Genomic DNA, 26,368 nt, shown 5'->3' with positions numbered 1-26,368 from the left:
GGTGATACTGGGCATGTGGGTGAGTTGGGGGATTGGGTGCTGGTTGATTCGAGCGCGGATAAGCCGCTGTTCGATCAACTTCGGATCCAGATCATTGATGGAATCAGGCAGGGGCGGCTGCAGCCGGGTACCCGGCTGCCAACGGTGCGCGAACTGGCGGGGAAGGTCGGGCTGGCGGTGAACACCGTGGCCAGGGCCTATCGCGAGCTGGAGTCGGCTGGTCTCTTGGAGACCCGCGGGCGGTACGGCACATTCGTCGCACGTGCGGATCCGGCCGATGCCGCGATGGCCGCTGCTGCGCACTCGTTCGCCGAGGCCGCCCGCGCGCTTGGGATCGGCAAGGCCGACGCCCTGCGTTATCTGGATACCGCATTCGATTGATCGGCTCACCCGGTCCGGTTGCCGTGCCACCGCACCACATCCAGTGCGACGGCGACTGCGACGCTGTTCTCGGCCAGTGGACGGGGCAGGAGCTCGTCAGCGCGGGCCAGTCGGCGCAGCAGCGTATTGCGATGCAGGTACAGCCGCGCCGCGGCGCGGCTGGCATTGCACTGTTCGTTGACGAATATCCTTACTGTTTCCCGTAATTCGGTATCGGCGGTCTCGAATGCGCCCAGGTTGTGGCTGACGAACTCGGCGGTCCGGTCGGGGTCGGCGGTGATCAGCGCGACCAGCTCGACGTCGCTGAACCGCGCAATCTGTTGCGTGGAGTGCAGCCGGGCCATCATCTGCTGCGTGGTGATCGCATCGAAATGGCTGCGCCGGAAGCCATCCAGGCCGTCGGCGGCCGGGCCGATGGCGATCCGGACGCCGTCCAGCTCTGCGGCGGCGCGGGTCAGCGCCTGGAAGTCGTGCTGGATGTCGGCGTTACCCGCCGCCCACACCCATCGGGTGGCGGTGCTGGCCAGCACGCTCAACGGCCGCGGATCGCCGCAGTCCTGGCCGAATGCATCGGCGGCGCGGTCCAATCCGGACAGGTCGCCCGCCGAGTCTTCGCTCCAGATCACGGCCGCGGTGTGGGTTCCGGTCAGCGCGTGGCCCAGGCGTGCCTCGGCGCGCTGCCGGGGGATCGGGGCGCCCTCGAGCAGGAGCGCGACCGTCTCGCGCCGCTCGGCGTGGGTGCCGCGGGTCAGGTCGTCGCGTTCCAGGTCGATCTGGGTGGCGATCCCGGCCAGTGTGGCGTCGACGAACGAGCTGATGGACTGCGAACACACGTCCAGCATCTCGTGCAGTTCGGCGGGGTCGGACGTGAGCTCGAAGGCGATCTCCATGAGGCGACGCCACGCAACGCCCTCACCGACCCGGTATGCATCGAGGGGAAACTCGTTGACGCCGCGGCGCACCAGTTCCCGTGCGATGCTCAGCGGCTCCGGTCCGGTGTTCGGCGGTACCGGGGCGCCCGGATCGCGCACATTCGCCGAGCCCCAGAAGAACAGGTTGGCGTGGTTGCTGCGGACGACTGCGGCGGCGAGCTCGGGGTCGGACGCGACGGTCGGACTGGCCGCCAGGACGGCGGAGTCGAATTCGTCGAGCCAGTCCGGGCGGGGATTGAGCACGATCTGTGCGCATTGCCGGATCAGGTCCTGCACCCGTGGTGACGGTGGCTGCCACGCCATCACCCCAGCGTAGAGCGGTGGTGCAAAGTGCACCATGGTATGGGTGATGTTTGGCACTTCCGACCTTGGGGGACACGCGGTCGGCCGCGACCATTGAGACATGAACCACACCGAACACGTCGACGTACTCATCATCGGCGCCGGTATTTCCGGCATCGGTGCTGCCTACTACCTTCAGCGCGAACATCCGGGGCGCAGCTACACGATCCTGGAGGCCCGCGGCGCCACCGGCGGCACCTGGGACCTGTTCCGCTATCCGGGAATTCGGTCGGACTCCGACCTGCACACTTTCGGATACGAGTTCAAGCCGTGGCGTGACGAGCATGCCATCGCCACTGCCGACAAGATCCTGGCCTACCTGCGTGAGACGGTCTCGGAGAACGGCATCGACCGCCACATCCGGTTCCACCACAAGGTGCTCGGCGCGGCCTGGGATTCAGCGCAGGCCACCTGGACCGTGGACGTGGAGCGGACCGACGATGACGGGTCCGATCCGGAACTGGTGCAGATTTCGGCGAGCTGGCTGTTCTGCGGTGGTGGGTACTACCGCTACGACCAGGGCTACACCCCGCACTTCGAGGGGCAGGACCGGTTCACCGGGCGCATCGTGCACCCCCAGCACTGGCCAGAGGATCTGGACTACACCGGCAAGAAGGTCGTCGTGATCGGCAGCGGTGCCACCGCGGTGACCCTCGTACCGTCGATGGCGCCGACAGCCGGGCACGTGACGATGCTGCAGCGCTCGCCCACCTACGTGCTTCCCGTCCCGGCCAAGGACAGCTTCGCCAACACCGCCAGGCGGCTGTTCGGCGATCACCGCGGCTACGCCCTGGCCCGGCGTAAGAACATCATCAAACAGCGCACCGTCTACACCCTGTGCCAGAAGTACCCGAAGGCCGCCCGGGCCGTGATCCGGTGGGTCAACGCCGCCAAGCTGCCCGACGGGTATCCGGTGGACGAGCACTTCAGCCCCCGCTACAACCCGTGGGACCAGCGGCTGTGCGCGGTGCCCGACGGCGACCTGTTCAAGGCCATCAGCAACGGCAGCGCATCGGTGGTCACAGACCGCATCGCGACGTTCACCGAGAACGGCATCCTGCTGGAGTCCGGTCGTGAGCTCGATGCCGACATCATCGTCACCGCAACGGGTCTCAACATCCAGCTGTTCGGCGGGATGTCGTTGACTGTAGACGGCGAACCGGTGGACCTCGCCGACACCGTGGCATACAAGGGCATCATGCTCTCGGGTGTGCCGAACTTCGCCTTCGCCTTCGGCTACACGAACTCGTCCTGGACGCTCAAGGTCGGACTGCTGTGCGAGCACTTCTGCCGGCTGCTGAAGCACATGGACGACAACGGTTTTGACACCGTCCGCCCGGAGTTCGCCGGGGGCCGGACCCGCCCGCTCCTGGAATTCGGCGCCGGATACGTGCAGCGTTCGCTGGACGAGATTCCCCGCCAGGGCGCCGACGGACCGTGGCAGATGACGATGAACTACACGCTGGACGCCGAGACGCTGCGTAACGGTCCCGTCGACGACTCGGCTCTGCGGTTCGGGACGCGGCGCACGGCTGAGAATTCAGACCGGGCGCCTCAGCCCGTTCTCTGAATTGATTCCCAGGGACAGCTCATCTCGCGTGGCTAAGCTCGCGCCATGGAGACGTTCTCACCGGCGCTACCACCGGACATCGACGATGTCCCCTCGGCGGTGGGCCTGGAACTGCCACCGGGGCCGGTTGCCGGCCGGCCCTACGCGCTACCTGCGGACGTGCTCGCCGAACAGTACGGGCCCCTGTTCTACGCCGATTTCACCGGCAGCCGGCGGCTCTATGCGTGTTCCTTGTCGTTGGTCGACGAACTGTGCGACGAGGCGCGCTTCGCCAAGGGCATCACGGTCCGGCTGGACCGCTTCCGGACCCTGGTCGGCAACGGCCTGTTCACGTCGTACCCCGGCGAAGACGGTTGGCAGCAGGCCCATGACGTCCTGATGCCCGGGTTCAGCTTCAGCGGGCTGCGCAGCTACCACCCGGCCATGCTCGACATCAACCGCCAGCTCATCGCGTTGTGGGATGAAACCGCCGGAGCGGTCGGGCCGCGGTTGGTCGACGTCGCGGGGGACCTGGCGAAGCTGGCCATGGACACCGTGGGTCTGGCCGGATTCGGTGCGCGGTTCGACTCGTATCACCACGACGGACTGGCCGACATCCCGGCCAGCTTCGCGGCCGCGCTGGAGCAGATCCTGGCCCCCGGCGGTGGTGACCGGGCGGTCTTCGCCGCCGAACGTGACAACCTCTACGCCTTCATCGACGAGTTGATCGCCGGTCACCGCGCGGGTGCGGTCGATCTGGACGACCTGCTCGCGCTGATGCTTGAGCCCGGTGCCGACGGCACGCCCCGTCTGGGCCACGACAGCATTCGCAACCAGATCCTGACCTTCCTGATCGCCGGGCAGGACACCACCTCGACCCTGATGCCGACCGCGCTGTACAGCATCGTCAAGAACCCCGCGGTGCTGCACCGGGCGTGCCTCGAGGTGGACACCGTGTTCGGACCGGCCGACGACCATGTGCCCGCATTCGACGAGATCGGCAAGCTCACCTACGTCCGCCAGATCATCGACGAAACGCTGCGCCTGTCTCCGCCGGTCCGCGAGTTCGATCGAATGGCATTGGCGGACACCGTCATCGGAGGCAAATACCCGGTACGCAAGGGTGAGGTCGTCACGGTGACGACGTCGGCCCTGCACCGGCAGCCCGAATGGGGTGACAACGTCGACATCTTCGACCCGGACCGGTTCGGGGTCGAGCAGGCTGCCGGGCGGCCGGCCAACCTGTTCAAACCGTTCGGCACCGGCGCCCGGTCCTGCATCGGCCGTCAGTTCGCCTTGCACGAGGCGACGATGGCGCTGGCCACCCTGGTGCACCGGTACCGGTTCCTCGACGTTGAGCACTACCAACTCCGTACGCACAGCGATCTGCTGCGCAAGCCGGTCGGATTCCACCTCGACCTGGTGCGCCGGACACCGCCGGAGCGCCGGCACACCGCGGCGGCGACCCCGGAGGCGGCGTCGGCGGCACGGCCGCGTGCATTGGCGGCACCGGGTTCGAAAGTGACTGTGCTGCACGGCTCGAACCTGGGCAATTGCCGGGCGCTGGCACAGCAGCTGGCCGACGAGGCCACCGACCTGGGCTATCAGACCACCGTGGCGGCCCTCGACACGGCCGCAGGGGCACTGCCCACTGAGGGGGCGCTGGTGGTGATCGCCGCGTCCTACAACGGGCAACCCACCGACGATGCGCGGCATTTCGTCGAATGGCTGGACGACCCGGGCACACCATCGCAGCCGGCCATCCCGTACGCCATACTCGGCGTCGGAGACCGGAACTGGGCCGAGACCTACCAGACCATCCCCAAGCGTCTTGACCAGCGTCTCTCGGAACTTGTTGGCCCACCGGTGATTCCACGCGGGGAAGCCGATACGTCGGGAGACTTCGCCGGGACCGTCGAAGATTTCTCCGCGGCCTTGTGGGACGCCCTGGCCCCCACCGACGGCGTGCAGGCCCCGGCCGACAGTACCGCCGGCGAATCCCTGTACGAGCTGCGCGCCATCGACGGGCCGGTGACGTCGGCCATCGATGCACGTTTCGAGGTGCAGCCGGCCACCGTGCTGGACAACGTGGCCCTCGTCGACTCCGACGAACAGATGGGAAATGCCAAGCGGCTCATCCGGATAGCGCTTCCCGATGACCTCGTATACCAGACTGGTGATCACGTCACGGTCCTGCCCGACAACAGCCCCGAGGTCATCGACGAGGTCGCCGAACTGTTGGAGCTGCGTCTCGACCGCCGGATCTCGGTGAATCCGCGGCGCAGCACCCGGCGTGCCATCGCCATCGACCGTGAAGTCAGCGTGCGCGAACTGCTGACCCATTTCATCGAGCTCCGCAAGCCGGCCAGCCGCAGTCAGCTGCTGCGGCTGGCGGCGGCCAACCCGTGTCCACCGGAGCGTGCGGCTTTGACCGAACTGGCCGAGCAACCCGAGACCCGTGCCCTGAGCGTCACCGAATGCCTGGCCGAGTACGCGGCGACCGAGCTGTCACGCGCCGAACTGCTGGAGTTGTTCGAGCCGATGGCGCCCCGGCACTACTCCATCGCCTCCTCGGCGCGCCGATCGCCGCGCGAGGTCGAACTGGTGGTCAGCGTCCTGGAGGGACCGGCCCGCTCCGGATACGGCGTCTTCCGCGGGGTGTCGTCGAGCTATCTCGCCGATGCCGTACCGGGACAACAGATCCGGATGCGCGTCGACACCGCACGGCAGGCGTTCCGCGCCGGTGCCGAGCCGGCGAAGAACGTCATCCTGGTCGGCGCCGGTACCGGTGTCGCGCCGTTCCGGGGATTCATCGGGGACCGGCTGGCGGCGCAGGCCGCGGGCGCCCCGTTCACATCGGCATTGTGCTTCTTCGGCGTGCGTCACCCGGATGTCGACTACCTTTTCCGCGATGAATTCGAGGCGGCTGAACGTGCGGGCGTGGTGCGGATGCGCCCGGCCTTCTCGCGGCGGCCCCAAGACGAGATCCGGTACGTGCAGGATCGCATCACTGCCGACGCCGACGAGGTCTGGGCGATACTGGGCGACCCGGGCATGGACGGCCACGTGTACGTGTGTGGCGACGGAGCCCGGATGGCTCCCGCAGTGCGCGGCGCCTTCCGCGACATCTACCGCCGCTACACCGGGGCCGACGACGACGCTGCCGCGCACTGGCTTACCGGCCTGGTGAGTTCAGATCGCTATGTCGAGGACGTGTGGGCCCAATAGTCGCCTGATCCGGTGGTTCAACCGAACTCCAGCAGTCCCACCACCGGGCGGACCGGGTCGAAGATCGGCAGGTGCTGCGCCTGCAACAGGGCGTTGAACACCCTGCCGCGGCCCGGCGGCATCGGCAGGTCGCGCACTGCGCGCACCCCGGGGACGGTGTTGACCAGGTCGGCCAGCTGCGTGGGGGACAGGCTGAACGGCATGGGCGGCACCCGATAGCGCATCGAGGTCCGCATCCCTCTGCGGGTCAGGAACGCGAAGGACGCCGGCGGCAGATCGAAGATCATCTGTCCGCCCGGAAAGCGTTGAGCGCAGGCACGGATCAACGACATGGCCTCCTCGGGCTGCAGGTACATCAGCAGTCCCTCGGCGGTGATGAAGACACCGTCGCCGGTGTCGACATGGTCCATCCAGCTGAAGTCCAGTGCCGACTGCGCGCACTGGGTGACCCGGTCGGGCTTCGGCAGCAGTTTGTTGCGAAGCTCGATCATCGGTTCCAGATCGACTGACAACCAACGGAACTCATGTCCGAGGTCGGCAGCGTCGAGCCGGTAGAAGCTGGTCTGCAGTCCTTCGGCCAGCGCCACCACGGTGGCCCGCGGATGGTCGCGCAGGTAGTGGCCGGTGGTCCGGTCGAACAGCAACGACCGCAGGGCCATGTCCTGGCGGCGGGTGTAGCCGAACTTGGCGAAGTCGAAATCGATCGAGTCGACCAGTTGCACCGCCATGGGATCGTCGATCAGACCGTCGGGGCGGCGCGCTTCGTGAGCGCGCACCTGCAGGGTCATCAGTGCGGTCTCGGAGACGCCGGTGAGTGCGTTACCGCTCACCTTGCGTGAGGTACCCGTCATTGGCACGAATGTACCGAAGCCCGAGCGCATGATGGCATGAGGTCGAAAACCGCTGTTCATCCGATCGGGAAGGAGTCTGCCGTGCCTCGCTTCGCGGCCAACCTCTCCATGATGTACGTCGAGCACGCTTTTCTCGACCGGTTCGCCGCGGCGGCCGCCGACGGTTTCACGGCGGTCGAGTATCTCTTCCCATACGCCTACCCGGCAGGCCAACTGCGCGGGCGGCTCGACGCCAACGGCCTGCGTCAGGTGCTGTTCAACGCGCCACCGGGAGATTTCGAGTCCGGGGAACGCGGCGTCGCCTCGCTTCCCGGTCGCGAGGCCGAGTTCCGTGACGGGTTCCAGCGTGCACTGAACTATGCCGAGACCCTGGACTGCCCACGGGTGCATGTGATGGCCGGCCTTGTCCCGACCCATGTCGACCGCGCGGACCGGTGGGCGGTGTACCGCGGCAACCTCGCCTGGGCCGCCGAGCAGGCTGGGGGCCGTGGCGTCGACGTGCTGATCGAACCGATCAACCAGCGCGACATGCCCGGCTACCTGCTGAGCCTGCAGGACGACGCCCACCGGATGGTGGACGAGATCGCGGCGCCCAACCTCAAGGTGCAACTGGACCTCTATCACTGTCAGATCAGCGAAGGCGACGTGACGGTCCGGCTGCGGTCGGACATTCCGACCGGCCGGGTGGCGCATCTGCAGATCGCCGGCGTTCCCGACCGGCACGAGCCGGACAGCGGCGAGCTGGCGATCGACTACCTGCTGGCGGTCATCGACGAGACCGGCTTCGAGGGCTGGGTGGGCTGTGAGTATCACCCCGCCGCGGGCACCAGTGCGGGACTGGGGTGGATGCGAAGCGCGCGCGGGTGACGCGTCAGCGCAACACCTTGTCCAGCGTGCGGAGGTTTCGTGTCGTCGTCGAGGATTTGTAGCGCTTCTTGCCCATGGTCTTGCCGATGGCGCTGTCCAGCGTGGCGGCCCGACGCACCTGCCAATAGAGCACGCCGTCACCGCGCTGCACCTTTTCGCCGTCGCCCGGGGACAGGGCTGCGAGCTCGTCGAGCAACTCGGCGTCACTGACGAACGTGACGTAGGAGTGGTGGTCGGCGACCTCCCGCTCGAACGGGTATCCCTCGGAGATCTCCTGCAAGGTGGCCAGGTCGTACACCAACACCCACGCCTCGTAGCCGAAGGTGTCCCGTAGTGCGCGCTCGGCCGTGCTCCGGACCTTCGCGGCATTGGATGAGCTGTCCAGCAAGACATTTCCGCTAGCCAGGATGGTCCGAACCTCGGTGAACCCGGCTGCCTCCATGGCCTTCGCCACCTCGGCCATCTTGAGGTTGACGCCTCCGACGTTGACGCCACGCAAGAACGCGATGTAGCGGGTCACGGCTCCAGCCTAACCAGTCATTTCACCGGCAGTTGGTCCAGTTCGGCCTTCGAAGTGGCCGTGATGAGGTGCAGCACGCGGCGGAAGGCAGGGGAGCGTGGGGACATGATCGACGTGTGGTTCTCGCCGGGCAGCAGTTCGACGCTGGCCCGGCCGCCGCGTTTCTTGAGCGCTGCCACGTAGCGCTGCGAATTGGCCGGTGCCACAACGGTGTCGAGAGTTCCGTGGACCGCGATCACCGGCACCTTCGGGTCGAGATTCTGGATCGGGTCGACCGAGGCGTACCGCTGCGGCACCTCGGCGGGGCGGCCGCCGAGCACCGCGGCGATGTGCCTGTCACCGTGGTTGGCGGCGTACACCATGTCGAGCGGACCGGCCAGCGAGATGACCCGGGTCGGCCGGAAGAGCGGACGGGATCCGACCTCGTCATCGGGCAAGTCGTGTCGGGTGCTGGCCCACACCGCCAACTGAGCTCCCGCACTGTGGCCGACGACGAGGGCATCGTCGACGGCCAGTTGCGGGTACTGCAGGGTCACCTGGGGGACGTAGTCCATGGCGCGAGCCACATCGTCGAAAGTGGTCGGCCACCCACCGCCCGATCCGACCCGGCGGTACTCGATGTTGTAGACGGCCAGGCCGTGGCGGGCGAGTTCGCGGGCCAAGCCGTCGAACACTCCGGCACCCATCGTGCTCTTCCACCCGCCGCCGTGGATGAGCACCACCAGGGGGAGCGAATTGAACGCCTGCGCTCCGGACGGCAGATACAGGTCCGCCCAGTTCTGGTCGGGGTATCGGCCGCCCGCGTGTCCGTCGGACAGGTAGTGGAACCGGGTGACGGTCACCGTGCGCAGTGTGAGCACTTCGGGCACCACCGCAATCTCGGTAGTTCGCGCCTCCGTCGCGCACGACGGCGTGACCGCGATGATCAGCATCGCGGCGAGCACCGTCAGCAGGCGGCGGTTCAGTAGAGCCATATCGTCCCGGCCGGTCAGAAGTCCAGCACCGTGATGGACGGCCGGTTGCGGTGGATCGGGCCGATACGGTCCAGCCATGACTGGGCGGCCAGCTTGAACAGGCCGCGTCCCGGCGGCATCGCCACGTCGCGGGCCGACCGCACCCCGGCGACGGCGCCCGGTCCCGTCCCGGCCATGGCCAGGCCCTCGTCTGCAGTGAGGGCGAACGGCATCGGCGGCGCGATGTAGCGGTCGGACAGATGCAAACCCTTGATGGTGCGGCGGCTCGCCCAGTGCGGAATCGAGTCGAACATCATCCGGGCGCCGGGAAACCGCGCCGCGCAGTCGGCGATCAGGCTGCGCACATCGTCGGGTTCCAGGTACATCAGCAGACCCTCGGCGGTGATGAACACGCCGTTGCCTGCGTCGACCCGATCCATCCAACTGCGGTCGAGCGCCGACTGGGCCAGTGCCACGATCCGGTCATCATGGGGCAGCAGGCGTTCCCGGATCGCCATGACCGGCGGTAGATCGACCGAATACCAGGTCAATTCGTCGGCCACCCCGGCCTGATCGAGCCGCCAGAAACTGGTCTGCAGGCCCTCGGCCAGCGCCACCACGGAGGCCTTCGGGTGCGTCGTGAGGTAGTCGCGGGTCTCGAGGTCGAATGCGCGGGCCCGCAGGGCATGGGCCTGCATGTGCCTGCCGAACTTGCCGTATTCGAAGTCGATCGTGTCGAGCAGTGCCACCGCCCACGGGTCACGGATCACGCCGTCGGAACGCTTGGCCTCGCTGCCTCGATTGCTCAGGGTCCACAACGTGGTCGCCGAGACGCCGTCGAGGGTGTTGCCGTCAATCACACTCATCGAACCGATGGTAAAGACGTACGCTCGTCACATGGGGCGTCAGGTTTTCGACGACAAGCTTCTGGCCTTGATCGGCGGCAACTCGATGGGAGTTCTTGCGACGATCAAGCAGGACGGTCGTCCGCAGCTGTCCAATGTTTCCTACTACTTCGATCCGCGCGCGGTGCAGATCCAGGTGTCGATCACCGAACCGCGCGCCAAGACCCGCAATCTGCGGCGGGATCCGCGTGCGTCCATCCATGTCAGCTCCGATGACGGCTGGTCCTATGCGGTCGCCGAAGGGGACGCCATCCTCACCCCGCCGGCTGCTGCGCCCGACGACGACACAGTCGAGGGGCTTATTGCGTTGTACCGCAACATCGCCGGTGAACATCCGGATTGGGACGATTACCGGCGCGCCATGGTCGATGATCGCCGTGTGTTGCTGACGCTGCCGATCACGCACGTGTACGGGATGCCGCCGGGCCGGCGGTAAGGGCCCGCCTGAGGCGCTAATGCGCGTGACTACGGCATCGGAATCGGGCTACGCTGCCGCGTATGGCTGACGACAAACCGGAAGACGACAACAAGCGCAAATTCCGGGAGGCCCTGGAGCGCAAGAAGGCGCAGTCGGCGGGAGGCGCGGCGCACAAGGACGGCGGCCGCAGCCAACCGCGGGCACACGGCCCGGTGGAGAACCGCCGCGAATTTCGCCGCAAGAGCGGATAGTCCGCATACGAGACTGCGCACAGATCGCGATTTCTCTCGGAATCGCGATCTGTGCGCAGTCTCGGCGCGTTGTGCGGGGTGTCGACGCTCCTCAATCACGTTGCCGGGCAACGAGCTGGCCGCGTTTCTCGATGGCGTCGAGCAGGACTTCCACACTGAACTCGAAGACCTCGGTGGTGTCCGGGTAGATCGTCGGAGCAACGCTGGCCGACGATGGAAAGCGGCGGGGATCGAGCGCGGCGTAGTGCCTGCGCTGTTCGTCGCGTAGCTCGGTGTCGGTCAGCCAGGGCGACAAAGCTGCGACCAAGCCGTTTCCGACGGTGTGGTTGTAAATGGTCTGGTGGTACAGGCCGAGTTCGTCCTCGTCGACTCCGGCCCGGATCAGCTCACGGACAGTCCATTCGGTGAGGTGGAACAGCTGCGGCTCGTCGTCGGGCTGACCGGCCATCGCCGCGGCCAGGCCTTCATGCCGGCGGTAGATCTGCCACCACTGGATCATCAGCTTGCGGAGATTGTCACGCCAGTGCCCCTGGGGGTCCGGTTCGTCCACCTCCAGCCGGAACAGGTCGTCGATCAGCGCCGAGATCAGCTCGGCCTTGTCCCGGAAATGCCGGTACATGGCAGTGGCGTCGACGCCGAGTTCGTTGCCGAGCCGCCGCAAAGTGAGTGCGCTCAAGCCGTCGCGGTCGCAGATCTCCTGAGCCGCTCGGAGGATCACGGCGCGGTCCAGCCGAACAGTGTTGCTACGGGTGGGCGATCCCTGGGCTCGTCGACTGCGGTCCACGGTCCACAGCATCGCACGTGGAGCAGCCGGATCTGTGCAAGCGGAGTCAACGTTGCAGACATCGCAGTTGTCATCGCTGTTGACACAGCTCGGAAGTATCGCCAAGATCACACCGTCCGGCTCGTATGGCCGGACCGCCGACACCGTCGGTGAGCCCCCCAGGTGGCCATGAGAAAGGCGCCGCATGAGCCAAACGCAGCCCGGCAGTCCCAGGGCCTACAAGCAAGAACTGAAACGCGACCTCAGTCTGTGGGAGAACTCGTCGCTGGTCATCTCCGCGACAACCCCGGCGACCGGCGCGTTCATCATCGCCCCCGTGCTCTTCGGGCTGAACGGCACCGGCGCAGCGTTGACGTTCTGCATCGCCGCAGTCCTCGGCCTGTCGCTGGCCTACTGCTGGGCGGAATTGGGTGCCGCCTATCCGATCGCCGGTGGCGACTACACATTCATCGCACGCATTCTGGGGCGTGCCCCCGGATTCGTCTCGATGTTCATCACCGGGCCCGTGCAGGCCGTGCTCATCCCGGCCGTCGTCGCGCTGGGGATGGCGGAGTACCTACGGGTCATCGTCAACGTGGACGCGAACATTCTCGGGGCCGTGATCATCATCGGCGGTGCGGTAATCGCGCTGTTCGGCGTCCGGCTCAACGCGATCGCGGTGACCGTCCTGCTCGTCGTGGAAATCTTGGCGGTCGTCCTGGTAGCAGTGTTCGGATTCATCAACGTGCAGCGGCCATTGAGCACCCTGCTGCGGCCTGAGGTCTTCGACGCTCAGGGCATCGCCAGCCCGCTCACACTCAGCGCACTGGTGGCGGGCATCGCGGTCGGCAGCTTCGCCTACAACGGCTTTCAGGGCGCACTGATCTTCTCCGAGGAAACCGTCGGCGCCCGCCGCAACGTCGCCCGCGCCGTCTTCATCGCCCTCGGCGTCGCCGTCGCCTGCGAGGTTTTCCCGGTGGCTGCCGCCACCCTCGCCGCCCCCTCCCTCTCAGAGCTGTCGAACTCGGACAATCCGTGGCAGTACGTCCTGACCGCGATCGGCGGCGACACCTTCAACACCGTGATCAGCCTCGGTATCGCGGTGGCCGTGCTCAACGCCGTCATCGCCCTCATGCCGTACTACGCGCGGATCCTGTACAGCACCGGCCGGGACATGGCGTGGCCGGGCGCCATCAGCCGGGCGCTGGCCGTGGTGCATCCGAAGTACGGAACACCTTGGCTGGCAACGATTCTGGTCGGGATCGGCGGGGCGGTGATGATCTTGTGCTCGGATGTGGCCACGCTGACCACATGGACCGGAGCGCTACTGGCCGTGGAGTTCATCCTCGTCGCGACATCGGCGCTGGTGAGCCGGCTCCGCAACCCTGAGCTGGACCGCCCGTACCGGATGCCGTTGTGGCCGCTGTGGCCGATCGTCGCGATCATCATGTCGATCGCCGTGCTGAGCCAACAGGTTCGCGCGGACCTCGTCGTGGCAGGCGCGTGTGTTGTGCTTGCCCTGGTCTACTACATCTTCTACCTGCGTCCGCGTGGTGAAACCCACTTCTTGATGCTGGCGCCACCGGACGAGGACCGTCGCGAAATGGAAGCGGAGATGGCCTGATGCAGTTGGATTTCGCGGTGGTCGATGACATCGCTACTGAGTTCCACCGCAGTGGGCGGGCGCCGGGACTGCAGATCGCAGTGCTCGCGGACGGCAAGGTGGCGCACTTCACCGGGTGCGGCGTCACCGATTGCGTAACCGGTGCTGTCCCGGCGGCGGATCGGTTCTTCCGTATCGCATCGATGTCGAAGAGCTTCACGGCGGCCGCGATCCTGCAGTTGCGTGACCGTGGATCCCTCGGTCTCGATGCCCCCGTGATCGACTACCTGCCCTGGGCCACAGGTCTTTCCGGGCTCACCGCCGACTCGCCGAGAATTACCGTGCGGCACTGCCTGACGATGAGCAGCGGGCTGCCCAGTGACGATCCCTGGGCCGATCGGCAGGAGGAGATGACGCAGGCCGATTTCGACGACCTGTTGCGCCGCCCGGTGTGGGGCGCGTATGCACCCGGCACCGCCTTTGCCTACTCCAATCTCGGGTATGCGCTCCTCGGCCGCCTTCTGGAGGCCGTCACCGGCGGGCGGTTCATCGATTACGTGACCAGTGAGCTCCTGCTGCCACTGGGCCTGGCAGACACCACCTACGACTACCGCACTGTTCCGGCGGGGCGGCTGGCACAGGGTTACCGGCCTGCCCCGAACGGTGAGTGGGAACCGCAGACGTTCACCGCGCCAGGAAGTTTCTCCGCCATCGGGGGGCTGCTCAGCACCGCGACGGACATCGCGAAGTGGGTCGCTTGGCTCGCCGACGCGTTTCCGCCGCGCGACGACGGTGACGATGCGGTGCTCACGCGAGCCTCCCGGCGGGAGATGCAGCAGTCACACCGCCTGCTTCCGTTCGACGTCGTAGACGACGCTGACGGCCGGAACCGGTTGATGAGCAAGGGCTTTCCCTGGGGTCTGTCCGGCTACGGCTACGGTCTGTTCGTCGAACCCGACCCGGCGGTGGGAGCCATCAGCCAGCACCCGGGCGGCTACCCCGGTTTCGGTTCGTACATGGGCTGGCACCAATCCAGTGGGCTGGGCGTCGTGGCCTTTGCCAACGGCACCTATGCCCCCGTCGCGGTACCCGCGCGGGCTGCGCTCGAGGCGCTGCTCCGGCAGCGGCAGGCCGGTCCCGACCGGGCGTTCGCCACCGAGCACCTGCGGTCCGCCGTCGATCTGGTCGAGGGTGTCATCGCGGATCCGTCAGCCCTGCGGGAACCCGCATTCGCCGGCAACGTGCTCCTCGATATCCCACTGGCCGAGCGGATCACCGCGATCACCGCCGCGCGTGAGGCGATGGGCGAGCGCAACGGCCAGACCGAGATCGAGGTGCGGTCACCGACCGAGGCGGTCTGCCGGATGACGGGTACGCGCGGACGGGTCGACGTGACCTTGGCGCTGACCCCGACGGATCCGCCTCGCATTCAGACGTTCACGGTGGACGCCGTGCCCAACGACTGAAACTGCGCACAGGTCGCGAGTTTCCGCAGAATCGCGATCTGTGCGCAGTCTCGATGTTGTCAGTCGTCGGCGAGCATGCGGGCCGCGACGAGCGCGGCGAGCATGACGACCACGCAGTACACACCCTGGTCCTTCAGGCCCCAGGCCACCGAGGTCAGCGTGGCCGCGCCGGCCATGCAGAGCAGCAGCCCCACCGCCGCACTGCGGATTCCGGTGCGGGCCACGGCGCCACCGTCCCACAGCGGCAGCGGGTTGTTCTCCAGCGGGCGCAGCGCGGTGAACGCGATCGCGACCAGGCCGGCCATCAATGCCAGTTGCAGCACCGACAGGGCGACGAAACCGGGGGCGGACGGGTCGTAGCGGTCCAGGCCCAGGTAGTCGAACACCAGGTGCAGGCCCAGCAGCAGCGGCATGTGCCACAGGTACAGCGTCATCGCCCCGGAGTTGCCGATCGCGGTCAGCCACCACACCCGGGGCCGCTGCGCCCACCGGTTGATGGCTGGGGCGGCGGCAATCGCGAACGCACACATCATGATTGCGTGACCAGCCAGCAGCAGCGACGGCGGCGTCATGTTCTTCAGGTGCTGGGTCTCGATGCCGACCAGGCTCAGCTCGTAGGGGCCGAAGTACAGCAGGGCCAGATTCACGCCGAGCATGCCGAGCCCGATCTTGAGGGCGGCGCCACTGGACAGCAGGTTGCGGCCGTAGGCCACCCCGAACACGCCGGGGATCAGCCACACCACGGTGTTGAGGTAGCCCAGCGAGGCGTAGCCGTCCATGTTGATCCGGACTACGTCGATCACGGCGATGAAGGCGTACGTGCCGATGATCGCGCCGGCCGCCTGCGTGGTCGTGGTGATGCGGGCCAGCAGTGGCACCGCCGCCAACACCAGGACATATGCGCCGAGGAACCACAGCAGCTGGATGGAGATCCCGGCGATGGGCTCGTAGACGTGCTCGGGCAGCACGAACCGCAGCACCGCCAGCGTCGCGGTCCAGAAGGCCAGGTAGTAGAAGACCGGGCGGTACAGCCGGGTGCAGCGCTTGAGCAGCCAGCCGCCCCAGGACGAGCCGGGCCGCCAGGACTGCACGGACGCGGCGACCCCGGCGAAGAAGAACAGCGGCATGATCTGGAACACCCAGGTCAGCGCCTGAAAGACGGTGGATGCCGTGAGCAGGTTGCTCCAGATGAACACGTCGTCGCGGATCGTGCTGGTGGCCATCACGGTGTGGCCGAACACCACACCGACCAACGAGACGATCCGGATGACGTCGATGGCGCGGTCCCGGTCAGCCGGGGTCTGGGCCTCGACCTCCGCAGGGGACGGGAACAGCCCCTTCAACGGGGCTTTCTTGGCAGCTGTGTCAGCAGCAACGGTCATGGCAGAAACGCTATGGCCCCGCGGCCGCGTAGTCCCTAGGTAGAAGCACCTAACTTCGTGTCGGTGGGCCGATTCTGCCGGGCCTCCTCGACCAGGATGGCGGCGAGCAGGGCGAAAGCGAAGCGCCCCCGGGAGTCGGGCATGTGCCATTGAAACGTAACGGGGGCGCTTGAGCTTCCCGGGCTACTGTCCGTCGTGTTCGCCGATCTTCTTCATCACGTAGTCAGCCAGCAGCTCGTTCGCATGCGTGGTGAGGTGCTCGCCCGCGGCGAACACGTAGGTGCGGTCGGCGTCCGGGGACTTCCAGGCCTCGGCAGCGCAGAAGTCCTGCCCGGGCTCCTTACAGGCGTCCTCGTTGGCCCCGTGGGTGAATCCGTAGGTGTCGGCATTCGTCAACAGGTCGTCGATGAAGGCTCCGGTGTCGAGCACCTGGATCTTCGGGTCCTTCGGCAGCGAGTTCACCAGGCTCGTGTTGTAGACGTCGGTCAGCTCGCCCACATACTTGCGTGACGCGTCCGACTCGAACCAGGGCAGAACCGCGAGATCGGCGAGCTTGAACACGACCAGGTGCTGCGCGCCGTTCGCCAGGATGTCCGAGGCGGTCTTCGCTTCGTCCTGGGCGGCCTTCTGCACCCGCGCCCGCTCAGCGGCCATGACCTCCGGCGAAGGATTGCGGTTGTCGCGCAGGGTTTGCGCCAGCGCCGGGTCCTTGGTCAGATCGTAGTTGTACGCAACGTCATTCGTTCCGATGTACAGAGTCACGAGCTGGTCCGCGCTGAAGGATCCATGTTGATCCAGAAAGTGCTGGAGCTGCACCGCGGTGGAAATCGGAGTGCCTTCAGGATTCTGCGACACCGACGAATAGGGGCTGTTCGCCCGGGCGCCGCCCTGGGCGTAGTTCAGCCCGCCGGGGCCCTCGAGACCGGGCTTGCCCTGATACACATCGCTGTAGCTGGCGACATGCTCATTCGGTTCGGTCGATTGGCCGAGGCGTTCGGCAACGTGTTGGGCCCACGTCATGCCGGTGCCGGTGGTGAAGCGAAGACCGAACGCGCCGGGGTCGGTGAGGCTGTCACCGAAGAACACGGCTTCGCGGAACTTGGCCGGCGCGTCGGTGTTGGCCGCGGGCGTCTCGGCGGCACTGCACGCCGTGAGTGCACTGACCGTCATTGCCGCGGCAACCGCCGCCTGGACACGAACCGAAATGGGCATTCTGAATTCCTTTACTGCTGCTGAGGGTTACGCATTGTGTGAGTTCCGTCTTGGTGGAGCAGGTCCTATGTGCGGTGATCAGTGCGCGACTGCCTTCTCCGCACCCACGCCGGTCAGCGACCGCACTTCCATTTCGGCATTGAGCTCCGGGCTCCCGCTGTCGGACGAGGTGAGCGTGCCGATGATGCCGAGCGCGAACGCCAGCGGGATGGACACGATGCCCGGATTGGCCAGCGGGAAGAAATCAAAGTCCGCGCCGGGGATCATCGCGGTCTTACTGCCCGAAACGGCGGGCGAGAACACGATCAGCACGATGGTCGAGATGAGGCCGCCGTACATGCTCCACAGGGCGCCGCGGGTGTTGAAGCGCTTCCAGTACAGCGAGTACAGGATCGTCGGCAGGTTGGCCGCGGCCGCCACGGCGAATGCCAGGGCCACCAGGAACGCCACGTTCTGCCCGTTGGCCAGGATTCCCAGCCCGATCGCGAACACGCCCAGCACGACGGCGGTGATGCGCGACACCCGCACCTGCTCGGCTTCAGTGACCTTGTGCGACTTGAGCACTGAGGCGTAGATGTCGTGGGCGAAGGAGGCTGATGCCGTGATGGTCAGGCCGGCCACCACCGCCAGGATCGTCGCGAACGCCACCGCCGAGATGACGCCGAGCAGGATCACGCCACCGAGTTCGAAGGCCAGCAGCGGGGCCGCGGAGTTCACGCCGCCGGCCGCCCCGAGGATCCGGTCCGGGCCGACCATGGCTGCCGCGCCGTAGCCGAGGACCAAGGTGAACAGGTAGAAGGCGCCGATCAGCGCGATCGCCCAGACCACCGACCGCCGAGCCTCTTTCGCGGTCGGCACCGTGTAGAAGCGCATCAACACGTGTGGCAGGCCCGCCGTGCCGAGCACGAGTGCCAGCGCCAGCGAGATGAAGTTGATCTGCGAGGTGAGCGATCCGCCGTACTGCGCGCCGGGTGCCAGCACGTCGCGGCCGGATACGCCCTTGGTGGTGGCTCCGGAGATCGCCGACTGCGCCGAGCCGAGGATGTCGGAGAAGTTCAGTCCGAACTTGCTCAGCACCATCACGGTCATCAGGGCGGCGCCGGCGATCAGCAGTACGGCCTTGATGATCTGCACCCAGGTGGTGCCCTTCATGCCGCCGACCAGAACGTAGACGATCATCAGGATGCCGACGACGGCGATCACGATCGACTGCCCGGCCCGGCTGTTGACGTCGAGCAGCAGGGCGACCAGGCCACCGGCCCCGGCCATCTGGGCCAGCAGGTAGAACAGCGACACCGTCAGCGTCGAGATCGCCGCGGCCAGCCGCACCGGCCGTTGCTTGAGCCGGAAGCTCAGCACGTCGGCCATGGTGAATTTGCCGGTGTTGCGCAGCAATTCGGCCACGAGCAGCAACGCGACCAACCAGGCCACCAGGAAGCCGATCGAGTAGAGGAAGCCGTCGTAGCCGTAGACGGCGATGGCGCCGGCGATGCCGAGGAAGCTGGCCGCCGAGAGGTAGTCGCCGGCGATGGCGATGCCGTTCTGCGGGCCGGAGAAACCGCGGCCACCGGTGAAGAACTCGTCGGCGGTGGCGTTGCGCTTGCTGGCCTTGATCACCACGATCATCGTTACGACGACGAAGAGGCTGAAGATGCCGATGTTGGCGACGGGGTTGCCGACGGTTTCGGCGGCGAGGACGGTGGTGGTCATCAGACAGTGCCCTCCAGCTCGTTGCCCTCCAGCTCTTCGCGGATCGCGGTGGCCCGCGGGTCGAGCTCTTTGTTGGCGAAGCGCACGTACAGCCCGGTGATCAGGAACGTGGTCAGGAACTGGCCCAACCCGATCAGCAGGCCGACATTGATGTTGCCGAACACCGGGATTGCCATGAAGTCGTGGGCGAATGCGCCGAGCGCGACGTAGAGGGCATACCAGAGCAGGAAGAACGCGGTCATGGGAAAGACGAAGCGGCGCAGTCTGGTACGCAGCTCCTGAAATTCGGGACTGGCCTGCATGGCGAGGAACTGCTCCCCGGTGGGGGCAGACCTCTCGGGAAGGTCGGTTTCGGTCACCGAGGACTCCTGACAATTGGCTGTGTGTCGGTTGGGCACTGAACCTAATTGAGAGGTGGGTCACACAGGGGCCGTATCACGGTCGATACGCCGAATCCGGCCATCGTTGCGCTGAACGGTCGGTCGACGGGGCTGAGCGGCAGGCGGTCAGCCCGGGGGGACGCGCTCGACGCCCAGGCCCAGCCGTTCCGGTACGTGCATCCGCGCGAAGATCTGCGCGATGCCGGGAGTCGGCCTGGTGAACCGGCTGACCACGATCATCGTCAGGAAGGCGATCGGCACACTCACGGCCGCCGGGTAGCCCACCATCACCGCGGGCCAACCGCCGAGCACGGCGTCGTCCACGCCGCCGGTGATCGCCACGAGCACCGCGCCGCCGCACACGCAACCGCCGACCACGAGCCCACAGGCCGCGCCGACAACCGTCAGGCCGCGCCACCAGATCCCGAGCACCAGCAGCGGACACAGCGTCGACGCGGCGACGGCGAAGGCCAAGCCGACGCTGCGCGACAACTCCAGCCCGGACACCATCAGCGACAACGGAATCGGGATCAACCCTCCGATCACCGCGGCGATCCGGAAATCTCGGACCCGGCCGCGCAGCACATCGGTGGCCAGTGCGCCGGCGATGCTGACCAGCAGCCCCGACGAGGTGGCCAGGAAGGCCGCGATCGCCCCGGCGGCCACCAGCGCGGCCAGCAGTTGGCCGCCGATTCCGCCGACGGCGGCCCCGGGCGCCAAAAGAACGGCAGCGTCGGCGGTCCCGGTGATCAGCAGCTGCGGGACATAGAGCCGGGAGAACACCCCGAGCAGGACCGGGAAGATGTAGAACACCGACAGCAGCGCCACCACCGCGAGCGCGGTCCGGCGCGCGGCCCGCCCGTCGGGGTTGGTGTAGAACCGGACCAGCACGTGCGGCAGGCCCATGGTGCCGAGGAATGTCGCGACGATGATGGACAGCACCTGATAGAGCGGATGCCCGCCGCCCAGGCCGCCGCCCGAGGCGATCCACTCGCTGCCGGTGCCCGGGGTGCCGGCCACCACGGGCGTGGCCGCACCGGCGGCAAGCGTCAAGGTTGTGCCCGCGCCGAGGGTGTGTTGGCCGGGCGCCGTGATCCTGGCGGACTCGACGTGGCGGCCGTCGAGATCGCCCGACACGGTGATGCCGGCCGGTTCGATGACCTGGACCATGACAGCGGTGTCGATCTGCACGGTGGTCTGCTGTTGCACGGTCGGCGGTAGCGGGCCGCCCAATTCCCCTCGGTCGCTGATGAACAACCCGAGAAGCGCCAGCGCCGGGACTGCGACGGCGGTGAGTTTGAGCCAGTACTGGAACGCCTGCACGAAGGTGATCGACCGCATGCCACCGGCCACCACGTTGGTGATGACGATCGCGGCGACCAGCAGCGGGCCGACCCAGACCGGAACGCCCAGAAGCGTTTTCAGGGCGAGTCCGGCCCCCTGGTACTGCGGGGCCAGATAGAACAGGCAGATCACCACGACGACGAGCATGGCCACCTTGCGCAGCCGGGCCGAGCCGAGCCGGAATTCGGCGAAGTCGGGGACGGTGTAGGCCCCGGAGCGGCGCAGGGGTGCTGCCACGAACAACAACACGCCCAGATAGCCCGCGGTGAACCCGACCGGATACCACAGCGCGTCGGCCCCGTACTTCGCGATCAGCCCGGCCACTCCGAGAAACGAAGCAGCGGAGAGGTATTCACCGGAGATCGCGGCGGCATTCCATTGCGGGCCGACACTTCGCGAGGCCACCAGGAAGTCGGAGGTGGTGCGCGACAACCGGACTCCGTACGCCCCGATCGCGATGGTGGCCACCACGGCGGCCAGCAGGGCGGCGGCGGTCAGCGGTGCGCCGGTCATGGTTCGCTGTCGACGACCCGGACGAAGTCCCGTTCGCCCTGCTCTGCCAGCCGCACGTACAGCCGCCCCACGCCGTACAGCAACGGGTAGAGCAGCCCGGCCAGGATCAGCCAGTTGAGTCGGATCCCGAACACGGTGAGCGCGGCCAGATCCGGCACGGCGGCATTGAGCAGCAGAAGCGCCACCACCGCTACGACTACGACGCCGGCCAGCCGCAGCGCGAGGCCGAGCTGGGTCCGCACCAGGCCGCGGACGAGCGCATCGCCGACCTGTGTCTGCTCCTGGACCTCGACGCGGGTTCGCACCATGCGGGTGCCGCGGCGGTGGGCGAGGACCACCCGCTCACGTTGAGGAGTGGGCCGCTCACTCATCGCTGCCCGCCGGCTTGAGGGAACGCATCGGATCGCGGACCAGCCGGTCGCGCAGTTCCCGGGCCTGGCGTCGGCTCACCGGCAGTTCGACAGCGGGCGAAGTTCCGTTGGCGCGCAACCGAACCAGAACCGCGCCATCGGACGTGCGGAGCCCGGTGACCTGTCGCAGGGACACCAGGTAGGACCGGTGGATGCGCTGGAACCCGTGGTCGCGCCAGCGGGCTTCCAAGGTGCTCAACGGGATTCTCACCAGGTGCGCACCGGTCGCCGAGTGCAGCCTGGCGTAGTCGCCCTCGGCCTCGACCCAGCCGATGCTGTCGCGGGGCACCAGGTGAGTGATGCCGCCCAATTCGGCCGGCACGACATCCCAGTCCTGATCCTCGGCGGTGGCGCCCCCCGCCGCCTCGGCCGGTGGTCGTGGTGCCGCCGAGGCGACCCGGCGCACGGCCTCATCCAGGCGGTTCTGCCGGATCGGCTTGAGCAGATAGTCCACGGCGCCGACGTCGAAGGCGGCCACCGCCTTGTCCTCGTGGGCGGTCACGAATACCACGGCGGGCCGGTTCGTGTAATTGGCCAGCACACCGGCCAATTCGATCCCCGACAGCCCGGGCATGTTGATGTCGAGAAACACCGCGTCGAAGGCGTGCTGGTTGAGTTCGCGTAGCGCCGAGGTGGCGTCGGACGCGGTGTGCACCGCACCGATGTCGGGGTGCCGGCCCAGCAGGTAGGCCAGCTCGTCGAGTGCGGGTGCCTCGTCGTCGACGGCGAGCACGGTCAGGTTGGCACTCACCTGAACGCACCTCCGCCGGCTCGGACCCCTGAGCGGAACTTCGGCACGCGCATCACCACTTTCGTGCCCGCCCCGACCGCTGTCTCGACCACAAGACCGTAGTCGTTGCCGAACGCCGCGCGCAGCCGGTGATCGACATTGGTCAGCCCGACGTGGGCGGACTCGCCGGTGCGGTCGGCCAATGCGTCGCCGGGTCCGGCGCGCAGCGTGTCCGGATCCATGCCGGTGCCGTCGTCCTCGACGGTGATCACGCATTCGGTGCCTGCGTCGCGCGCGATGATCTCCACCGATCCGCCGCCTTTGCCGGCCAGCCCGTGCCGCACCGCGTTCTCCACCAACGGTTGTAGCGCGAGGAACGGCACCACGACATTGAGCACCTCGGGGGCCACCTGCAGCCGCACCTTCAGGTTGGCGCCGAACCGGGCCCGCTCCAGCGTGAGGTAGCGGTCGATGTTGCGCAGCTCGTCGGCCAACGTGGTGTATTGCCCGGCCGCGCGGAACGAGTACCGGGTGAAGTCGGCGAATTCGAGGATCAGCTCACGGGCCCGGTCGGGGTCGGTGCGGACGAACGACGCAATCGTGTTGAGCGCGTTGTAGATGAAGTGCGGGCTGATCTGGGCGCGCAGCGCCAGCACCTCAGCCCGGTCCAGCCGGGCGCGCGACGCGTCGAGCTCGGCGAGCTCGATCTGGCTGGCCGCGTAGCGGGCCACCTCGCCGACCGCGCCGAGCATGCCCGGGCCGGGGCTGGCCGGTGCCAGCACGACGAGGGCGCCGAGCACCTCGCCGCCCTCGGTCAGCAGCGGCTGGGCCACCACCGCCGTCGAGCGAGCCGTGCGCAGCACGCGGCGCCCGGCGGCGATCGACTCCCGTGCGGTGTCGGCGCAGACGTCGACGGTGTCGGACTGCCAGATCGCCTCGTCGTCGTGGTCGCGGGCCAGCAGGGCCGCGTCGTCGTCGAACAGCGCCAGCCCTGCGGTGCCGGTCAATTCACGCAGATAGGGCGCGGCGGTCCGAGCGGATTCGGTGTCCAGACCCTGGCGCAGTGCACGGGCCGCCTGGGCCGCGGTGTGCAGCGCGGCGTGCACGGCACGCTCGGTGGGGGTGGCCACCACTTTTCGGGTGCGCACCACCACGACGGCGGCGAACGCCGCCAGGATCAGCGCCAGGGCCAGCGCGACTGCAACCTCGCCGGACATCGTGCGGCCAACCTTAGATGGCTTTGCGGGAAAACCGCAGCTAGCTCACCTATTGAACGGGGCAGGCGTACTTTCTGGCCACGTCGTACACCCGCTGCTCGGCGCCCGGGCCGATCACGCCCTGTGCGGCCAACTCCCAACTGATGTACCCCGGGATGCTGCCCGTACAAGCCTGGTGAGCGACGCGCCATGCAGTATCCGGGTTGAGGTGGAATCCATTGCGGTCCAGGCCCTGCATGTAGTTGTCGAAGTCCGGCGTGCCCTGGTCGGGGATCGCGTTGGCCGTGGCGGCCAAGGCAATCGCGGTAACCACCGCTGCAATAAGTGGTGCAACGACGCGTCTCATGTCCAACTCCTATGGGCATATTCACCGGTTATCGCGTACACATTCGCACACTGGACCGACACAGACGTCAAAAACGTGCGGAGTCCTAGACTGGCGCCGTGGGAAAACTGCAGCTAGTCCAAGATCCGGAGGCCGACGCCCTGCTGGAGTCCAACCCGTTCGCGCTTTTGGTGGGGATGTTATTGGACCAGCAGATCCCGATGGAGACGGCATTCGCCGGGCCCAAGAAGATCGCCGACCGTCTCGGTGACGTCGATGCCCGCGAGATCGCCGACTACAACCCGGACGAATTCATCGCGGTGGTTTCGCAAACCCCTGCCATTCACCGGTTTCCGGGGTCGATGGGCAAGCGGGTGCAGGACCTCGCTCGGGCCATCGTCGACGAGTACGACGGTGATGTGACGGCGTTGTGGACCGGCGGCGACCCCGATGGCAAAGAGGTGCTGCGCCGGCTCAAGCGTCTGCCCGGGTTCGGTGATCAGAAAGCCCGGATCTTCTTGGCGCTGTTGGGCAAGCAATACGGGGTCACGCCGGAGGGCTGGCGTGAGGCGGCGGGGGATTACGGCACTGCCGGCAGCTTCATGTCGGTGGCCGACGTGGTGGATCCCGGGTCGTTGCAGAAGGTTCGCACCCACAAGAAGCAGATGAAGGCCGCGGCGAAGGAAGCCAAGGCCGCCAAGGCCTGATTGGCTTCGAGCCTGCGCCCAGATCGCGTTTCGACGCGAAATCGCGATCTGTGCGCAGACTCGGGGTTGAAAGCTGGGCTACCTATGCAAAGGTGAATATATGGCGAAGACACACCTGAATTGCCCGTGCGGCGAAGCGATCAGCGGGACCGATGAGGACGACCTGGTCGAGAAGGCCCAGGCGCACCTGGCTCAGCAGCACCCCGGGCGTGAGTACGACCGGGAAATGATCCTGTTCATGGCTTACTGATTCACGGCCTACCAGGCCCCCAGACTTACAGCCCCAGACTTACAGCCCCTGACAAAATTCCCGGTCGCCGGCCATGAGGCCAGCGACCGGGAATTTCGTTTCCCCATTCATATGGTGTGGTCAGGGCACCACCGTGGATCCGATGGTGGGCATGAACTGGCACTGCATCTCGGTCGTCGTGACCTGTCCGAAGATCGTCGTCATGATGCTGCCCGATCCGGTGTCGGCGATCGCGGTCAGCGTGGTCGGGCCCTCGGGGTTGAGGTCCGAGCGCGGCTGGAGCGTCACGCTGCCGGACTTGCCGGTTGTCAGGTTCACCCATGTGGCGTTGAGCGGAAGCTTCTGCTCGGCGGCCGGGCCGGGGGTACCGATCGCGGTGAACACATAAGCGGTCTGGCCTGGCTTCGGGCCGGGCAGCGGAATGGTGGCGGGCCCGGCCACCGAGATCGCGGTCGCCAGAACATTTCCGCCGTCTTTGAGGCACCCGTTGCTGATCGACGGGTACATGAAGTCCTGCTTCGTGGGTGTGTTCGGTCCGAAGCCAGGGGCCGCGGCGCCCGCCGGTGCAGCTTCAGGCGCGGGTGCCGGGGCCGGGATCGTGGCCGCCGCCGGAACAGCCCCGGGGGCGGGAGCGGGTGCGGCTTCAGGGGCAGGGGCGGGCGCCGGAGCAGGCGCGGCCTCGGGAGCCGGCGCCGGGGCGGGAGCGGGCAGTGCCTCAGGGGCCGGCCCGGCCGCATGGGCCGGGTCGACACCCATCGGCAGGTGAGCGTCGCCGCCGGCACCCAGGGCGGGAACATGCTCGGGTGCGGCGACAGGCTGGGCCGCGAAGTGGTTGACCGCCGTCGCGACGTTGCGGGATTCAGCCGATTCCGATTTGTTGGCAGCGAAGGCCTGTGCGGCTGCCATCAACAGCTGCACAGCGCCACCCGGATCGGCCGCGGCCTGCTGGATGATCGGGCTGAGGCCTTCCACCGCCGACAGGCCGGGAGCCTGCACGTTGTCGATCGGCAACGGTGCGGCCGGCAACGGTGCGGCCGGCGCCGGGTCGGCGTTGGCTACTCCGGTGCCGAACAGCAACGCAGCCGACGTACCGACTGCGATGGCGCTGGCGAACAACATTTTCGGTGACTTGCGCGGTGACATGGCTTTCCCAATCGTT

At 67.3% G+C, this 26,368-nt stretch carries 26 protein-coding genes; 10 read left to right on the top strand and 16 right to left on the bottom strand.

Features of this window, described 5'->3' with window-relative positions:
- Positions 1-15: 15 nt before the first annotated feature.
- Positions 16-381, top strand: coding sequence for a GntR family transcriptional regulator (locus ACZYZ7_RS27075; protein WP_463742253.1), 366 nt, complete (start codon positions 16-18; stop codon positions 379-381).
- A gap of 5 nt (positions 382-386) precedes the next feature.
- On the opposite strand, the gene ACZYZ7_RS27070 is transcribed toward ACZYZ7_RS27075, so the two are convergent.
- A complete protein-coding gene (locus ACZYZ7_RS27070) occupies positions 387-1,616 on the bottom strand; it encodes an Rv1453 family transcriptional regulator (protein ID WP_463742206.1) in 1,230 nt (409 codons plus the stop codon).
- A 100-nt stretch (positions 1,617-1,716) separates the two neighbouring features.
- Between ACZYZ7_RS27070 and ACZYZ7_RS27065 the strand changes: the two genes are divergently transcribed.
- Both ACZYZ7_RS27065 and ACZYZ7_RS27060 read left to right on the top strand, forming a co-directional pair.
- Positions 1,717-3,225 carry a flavin-containing monooxygenase gene (locus tag ACZYZ7_RS27065; RefSeq protein WP_463742205.1) on the top strand — a complete coding sequence of 503 codons (1,509 nt, stop codon included), beginning with the start codon at positions 1,717-1,719 and terminating at the stop codon, positions 3,223-3,225.
- 45 nt (positions 3,226-3,270) lie between these two features.
- The gene (locus ACZYZ7_RS27060) at positions 3,271-6,432 is read left to right on the top strand and encodes a bifunctional cytochrome P450/NADPH--P450 reductase (protein WP_463742204.1); all 3,162 of its coding nucleotides are present in this window, start codon (positions 3,271-3,273) and stop codon (positions 6,430-6,432) included.
- Between the two features lie 17 nt (positions 6,433-6,449).
- Here the strand turns inward: ACZYZ7_RS27060 and ACZYZ7_RS27055 are convergent, their stop codons facing one another.
- Complete coding sequence (locus tag ACZYZ7_RS27055) at positions 6,450-7,283, bottom strand: class I SAM-dependent methyltransferase (protein ID WP_450069936.1); 834 nt, start codon at positions 7,281-7,283, stop codon at positions 6,450-6,452.
- 81 nt (positions 7,284-7,364) lie between these two features.
- On the opposite strand from ACZYZ7_RS27055, the gene otnI reads away from it, so the two are divergent.
- Positions 7,365-8,150, top strand: coding sequence for a 2-oxo-tetronate isomerase (otnI, locus tag ACZYZ7_RS27050; RefSeq protein WP_463742203.1), 786 nt, complete (start codon positions 7,365-7,367; stop codon positions 8,148-8,150).
- Between the two features lie 4 nt (positions 8,151-8,154).
- On the opposite strand, the gene ACZYZ7_RS27045 is transcribed toward otnI, so the two are convergent.
- Genes ACZYZ7_RS27045 through ACZYZ7_RS27035 form a run of 3 tightly spaced genes read right to left on the bottom strand, consistent with a single transcriptional unit; the run spans position 8,155 to position 10,489 of the window.
- Positions 8,155-8,670 carry a DUF1697 domain-containing protein gene (locus ACZYZ7_RS27045; protein ID WP_463742202.1) on the bottom strand — a complete coding sequence of 172 codons (516 nt, stop codon included), beginning with the start codon at positions 8,668-8,670 and terminating at the stop codon, positions 8,155-8,157.
- Between the two features lie 17 nt (positions 8,671-8,687).
- Positions 8,688-9,644, bottom strand: coding sequence for an alpha/beta hydrolase family protein (locus tag ACZYZ7_RS27040; RefSeq protein WP_463742201.1), 957 nt, complete (start codon positions 9,642-9,644; stop codon positions 8,688-8,690).
- Between the two features lie 14 nt (positions 9,645-9,658).
- Positions 9,659-10,489, bottom strand: a complete 831-nt coding sequence (locus tag ACZYZ7_RS27035) for a class I SAM-dependent methyltransferase (protein ID WP_463742200.1) — start codon at positions 10,487-10,489, stop codon at positions 9,659-9,661.
- Positions 10,490-10,520: 31 nt separating this feature from the next.
- Between ACZYZ7_RS27035 and ACZYZ7_RS27030 the strand changes: the two genes are divergently transcribed.
- Entirely contained in the window at positions 10,521-10,964 is a 444-nt protein-coding gene (locus ACZYZ7_RS27030) for a PPOX class F420-dependent oxidoreductase (protein WP_135457417.1), read from the top strand.
- A gap of 62 nt (positions 10,965-11,026) precedes the next feature.
- A complete protein-coding gene (locus ACZYZ7_RS27025) occupies positions 11,027-11,197 on the top strand; it encodes a DUF5302 domain-containing protein (RefSeq protein WP_450069931.1) in 171 nt (56 codons plus the stop codon).
- Positions 11,198-11,288: 91 nt separating this feature from the next.
- Here ACZYZ7_RS27025 and ACZYZ7_RS27020 read toward each other — a convergent pair whose 3' ends face one another.
- Positions 11,289-11,915, bottom strand: coding sequence for a TetR/AcrR family transcriptional regulator (locus tag ACZYZ7_RS27020; RefSeq protein ID WP_463742199.1), 627 nt, complete (start codon positions 11,913-11,915; stop codon positions 11,289-11,291).
- 250 nt (positions 11,916-12,165) lie between these two features.
- Here ACZYZ7_RS27020 and ACZYZ7_RS27015 point away from each other — a divergent pair, with 250 nt between their 5' ends.
- Together ACZYZ7_RS27015 and ACZYZ7_RS27010 are read left to right on the top strand one after the other, a co-directional pair.
- On the top strand, positions 12,166-13,584 hold the full coding sequence (locus ACZYZ7_RS27015; protein WP_450069930.1) for an APC family permease: 1,419 nt from the start codon (positions 12,166-12,168) through the stop codon (positions 13,582-13,584).
- Positions 13,584-15,029 carry a serine hydrolase domain-containing protein gene (locus ACZYZ7_RS27010; RefSeq protein ID WP_463742198.1) on the top strand — a complete coding sequence of 482 codons (1,446 nt, stop codon included), beginning with the start codon at positions 13,584-13,586 and terminating at the stop codon, positions 15,027-15,029. Before ACZYZ7_RS27015 ends, ACZYZ7_RS27010 begins: the two co-directional genes overlap by 1 nt.
- Positions 15,030-15,088: 59 nt before the next feature.
- Here the strand turns inward: ACZYZ7_RS27010 and ACZYZ7_RS27005 are convergent, their stop codons facing one another.
- The 9 genes from ACZYZ7_RS27005 to ACZYZ7_RS26965 form a co-directional block, all read right to left on the bottom strand.
- The gene (locus ACZYZ7_RS27005; RefSeq protein ID WP_463742197.1) at positions 15,089-16,411 is read right to left on the bottom strand and encodes an acyltransferase family protein; all 1,323 of its coding nucleotides are present in this window, start codon (positions 16,409-16,411) and stop codon (positions 15,089-15,091) included.
- 183 nt (positions 16,412-16,594) lie between these two features.
- Positions 16,595-17,623, bottom strand: coding sequence for an SGNH/GDSL hydrolase family protein (locus ACZYZ7_RS27000; protein ID WP_463742196.1), 1,029 nt, complete (start codon positions 17,621-17,623; stop codon positions 16,595-16,597).
- A gap of 78 nt (positions 17,624-17,701) precedes the next feature.
- Positions 17,702-19,333 (bottom strand): solute symporter family protein, encoded by a 1,632-nt coding sequence (locus ACZYZ7_RS26995; RefSeq protein WP_463742195.1) that lies wholly within the window; start codon positions 19,331-19,333, stop codon positions 17,702-17,704.
- Positions 19,333-19,692 (bottom strand): DUF485 domain-containing protein, encoded by a 360-nt coding sequence (locus ACZYZ7_RS26990; protein WP_463742194.1) that lies wholly within the window; start codon positions 19,690-19,692, stop codon positions 19,333-19,335. The genes ACZYZ7_RS26995 and ACZYZ7_RS26990 overlap by 1 nt, the downstream gene beginning before the upstream one ends.
- Before the next feature lie 147 nt (positions 19,693-19,839).
- Positions 19,840-21,570 carry a sodium/solute symporter gene (locus ACZYZ7_RS26985; RefSeq protein ID WP_135457398.1) on the bottom strand — a complete coding sequence of 577 codons (1,731 nt, stop codon included), beginning with the start codon at positions 21,568-21,570 and terminating at the stop codon, positions 19,840-19,842.
- Positions 21,567-21,941 (bottom strand): hypothetical protein, encoded by a 375-nt coding sequence (locus ACZYZ7_RS26980; RefSeq protein WP_167857947.1) that lies wholly within the window; start codon positions 21,939-21,941, stop codon positions 21,567-21,569. Before ACZYZ7_RS26980 ends, ACZYZ7_RS26985 begins: the two co-directional genes overlap by 4 nt.
- A complete protein-coding gene (locus ACZYZ7_RS26975; protein ID WP_450069925.1) occupies positions 21,934-22,731 on the bottom strand; it encodes a LytR/AlgR family response regulator transcription factor in 798 nt (265 codons plus the stop codon). The genes ACZYZ7_RS26980 and ACZYZ7_RS26975 overlap by 8 nt, the downstream gene beginning before the upstream one ends.
- Positions 22,728-23,927, bottom strand: a complete 1,200-nt coding sequence (locus ACZYZ7_RS26970) for a sensor histidine kinase (RefSeq protein ID WP_450069924.1) — start codon at positions 23,925-23,927, stop codon at positions 22,728-22,730. The genes ACZYZ7_RS26975 and ACZYZ7_RS26970 overlap by 4 nt, the downstream gene beginning before the upstream one ends.
- A 49-nt stretch (positions 23,928-23,976) precedes the next feature.
- Positions 23,977-24,273: a DUF732 domain-containing protein gene (locus ACZYZ7_RS26965; protein ID WP_135457392.1), complete on the bottom strand. Its 297-nt coding sequence runs from the start codon at positions 24,271-24,273 to the stop codon at positions 23,977-23,979.
- Between the two features lie 98 nt (positions 24,274-24,371).
- On the opposite strand from ACZYZ7_RS26965, the gene ACZYZ7_RS26960 reads away from it, so the two are divergent.
- Positions 24,372-24,959, top strand: coding sequence for an HhH-GPD-type base excision DNA repair protein (locus ACZYZ7_RS26960; RefSeq protein ID WP_450069922.1), 588 nt, complete (start codon positions 24,372-24,374; stop codon positions 24,957-24,959).
- A 100-nt stretch (positions 24,960-25,059) separates the two neighbouring features.
- The gene (locus tag ACZYZ7_RS26955) at positions 25,060-25,209 is read left to right on the top strand and encodes a DUF1059 domain-containing protein (protein ID WP_003882209.1); all 150 of its coding nucleotides are present in this window, start codon (positions 25,060-25,062) and stop codon (positions 25,207-25,209) included.
- 120 nt (positions 25,210-25,329) lie between these two features.
- Here ACZYZ7_RS26955 and ACZYZ7_RS26950 read toward each other — a convergent pair whose 3' ends face one another.
- Positions 25,330-26,352 (bottom strand): Rv1157c family protein, encoded by a 1,023-nt coding sequence (locus tag ACZYZ7_RS26950; RefSeq protein ID WP_450069921.1) that lies wholly within the window; start codon positions 26,350-26,352, stop codon positions 25,330-25,332.
- Between the last annotated feature and the right edge of the window lie 16 nt (positions 26,353-26,368).

Source organism: Mycobacterium sp. IDUB_17 (genome assembly GCF_055419465.1).
This window is presented reverse-complemented; position numbering and strand designations above follow the sequence as displayed.